The sequence below is a fragment of the Okeania sp. genome (assembly GCF_983059655.1).
The window spans coordinates 1-2,270 of record NZ_CEZPJD010001046.1; the positions used below are offsets into that span (position 1 = coordinate 1).

Consider the following 2,270-nt stretch of genomic DNA (forward strand, 5'->3'; position numbering starts at 1 on the left):
TACTGGTTTCAATTGATCGGGAGTCATTAGAGGATCGTGCTTAATTCTCTTGCCATTTTTTTTAATTTTCTGTTGATTGACATGAATTATCGTCGGTTTCTTTCGTTCCTGATGACACCAAACACCTTTCGGACCTCTTGTGCCTGGTACAACCACAGGCATTTTCCGCTGACCATAAACAGGAATTTGCCAAAATCCTTTATGCTTATAAGCACCTCTAATTCTACCTTGAGAAAGTAGAACTCTTACTCGTTGACAACAAATACCTAATAAAAAAGCAGCTTCTCTTGTTGTAATAGTAGTCATTTGTACTGTAGCACTATAGTTTTTATATAATACTAATTATAATTTTATGCTTTTCAAGTATAGTCATCCAATTAAGAAAATGTATAGCAGATGTAACAGATTTTTTGATAATGATCGGATAATGCTGATGGTGAAACCTATCAGGAAGCACTGCAAAATTTGAAATAATTATGCAAGAATGGATAGAAACTGCTCAAGAATTAGAACCAGACATTCCTACACCAAAAATTCGGTCAATATTGCCATAGATAAAACAGGCGATCGCCCTCCTCATAACAAGAGCTATCGCCACTATAATCAAACTAACAATACCTGCTACTTTTATACCAACGAACGTACTTGACTACCAGGAGCGGGGGCACCTCTTAATAATCCCTCGGTGCTAATATCTTCGTCTATTTCTTCCCAATGAATACCATAACCACCACCACATATCTCCCATTCTTGTAGTTGTTCTGGAGTTGCTTTTAATAGACGAGGATACCAAGCTAAAGGAACAGTAATAGTACGTCCATCCATCAGTTCAACACTGAAAGTATCCTCTTGTATTTGTACATTTTTAATTCGCTCATCAGCTTGAGGTGTTGAAATACTCATCCCATTTTTCCAAAAAATTTTGTTGATTAAATTCGACAATTGATTGAATTTTTCTTAACTATTTAGGACTAAACCCAATATTCTTAGCTAGAGATACAGAAGATAACCAGAATTTGGCAGAAAGATTATCTCTATCAACATGAATATGTGGTGCTTCGTTTGGTTCGTGACTATAGAAGTAAAAGCGATATGCTTCAAATCTTAGAACAGTTGGCATTTTTGACCGCGAAAATTTACTTTATCAATAGCATATATTGTGAAGTATTGCAAAATGTAGAAATAATTATGCAAGAATAGTATTAAACTGCTCAAGAATTAGGAGGAGAAGTTCCGATACCAAAAATTCGGTCAATATTGCCATAGATAAAATAGGCGATCGCTATTAATTTTAAACAAATAGTTTTATGCTAAAATTATGGTAAATCAAAAAAGTAAAAAAATGCCGATACAATCAGTAATTACAGAATATATTGACATCACCCCTGGTGTTTTAGGTGGCAAACCACGCATTGCTGGTCATCGCATTTCAGTTGCTCATGTAGCTGAAATGTATCTTAAAATGGGAATATCTATAGAAGAAATTGCAGGTAAATACAATCTACCCTTAGCAGCAGTTCATGCAGCAATGGCATATTATTACGATCGCCGAGAAGAAATAGACAGACATACTGCTGAAAGTCGAGCTAAGGTAGAAGAATTAAAACGAAATAGTCCTCTATCTCCACTACAAGCAAAATTAAAGGCAATTAGAGATGAGCGATAAAATAAAATTTCATTTAGACGAACACATCGACAATAGCATTGCAAATGGGTTACGTCGTTATGGTATAGATGTAACAACTACTGTAGAGACTGGGTTAAGAACTCAAAGTGATGAGTCGCACTTAGAATTTATCCGCAGTGAAAAACGAGTGATGGTGACTCACGATGATGATTTTCTGATTATCGCTAGTCAAACAAACGAACACCCTGGAATTGCTTATTGTTCACCTAACTCTCGTTCCATTGGTGAAATTATCAGATGTCTGATTTTGATTTATGAGGTTTATACTCCAGAGGAAATGATAGGTAGAGTAGAATATATTTGAAATAGGCATATAACTAGGAGGAAAAATGGTCTCAGCAAAATTAATACAACTCGAAAACTCAATCCAAAATTTATCTTTAGAAGAGAAATTATGGTTATTAGAAAAAATTGTGCAACAAGTACAAGAAGTTACTCAGTATACTAATCTCAAACAGGAACAAAAATCAGTAGATATTGAATACGATAACCAGGCACGACCAATATGGGAAATAGCTGTAGAAATAGGAGCAAAAATTCCTGCTTGTGAATGGGAAAAAGTACCAACAGACCTGTCAAAAAA

General features: G+C 35.0%; 5 protein-coding genes and 1 pseudogene. 3 read left to right on the forward strand and 3 right to left on the reverse strand.

The features are described from left to right. From AC3DU7_RS31585 to AC3DU7_RS31595, 3 genes and pseudogenes are all read right to left on the reverse strand, one after another. A pseudogene (locus AC3DU7_RS31585) lies at positions 1 to 306 on the reverse strand (hypothetical protein); the annotation flags it as partial. A 321-nt stretch (positions 307 to 627) separates the two neighbouring features. Continuing rightward, complete coding sequence (locus AC3DU7_RS31590) at positions 628 to 903, reverse strand: DUF2442 domain-containing protein (protein ID WP_488043182.1); 276 nt, start codon at positions 901 to 903, stop codon at positions 628 to 630. 58 nt (positions 904 to 961) lie between these two features. Further along, positions 962 to 1,120 carry a DUF4160 domain-containing protein gene (locus tag AC3DU7_RS31595; protein WP_488043183.1) on the reverse strand — a complete coding sequence of 53 codons (159 nt, stop codon included), beginning with the start codon at positions 1,118 to 1,120 and terminating at the stop codon, positions 962 to 964. 222 nt (positions 1,121 to 1,342) lie between these two features. Here AC3DU7_RS31595 and AC3DU7_RS31600 point away from each other — a divergent pair, with 222 nt between their 5' ends. From AC3DU7_RS31600 to AC3DU7_RS31610, 3 genes are all read left to right on the forward strand, one after another. Continuing rightward, positions 1,343 to 1,666: a DUF433 domain-containing protein gene (locus AC3DU7_RS31600; protein WP_488043184.1), complete on the forward strand. Its 324-nt coding sequence runs from the start codon at positions 1,343 to 1,345 to the stop codon at positions 1,664 to 1,666. Continuing rightward, complete coding sequence (locus AC3DU7_RS31605; protein WP_488043185.1) at positions 1,656 to 1,991, forward strand: DUF5615 family PIN-like protein; 336 nt, start codon at positions 1,656 to 1,658, stop codon at positions 1,989 to 1,991. The genes AC3DU7_RS31600 and AC3DU7_RS31605 overlap by 11 nt, the downstream gene beginning before the upstream one ends. Before the next feature lie 25 nt (positions 1,992 to 2,016). Next, positions 2,017 to 2,270: hypothetical protein (locus tag AC3DU7_RS31610; RefSeq protein ID WP_488043186.1), on the forward strand; the 254-nt coding region annotated here is incomplete at its 3' end.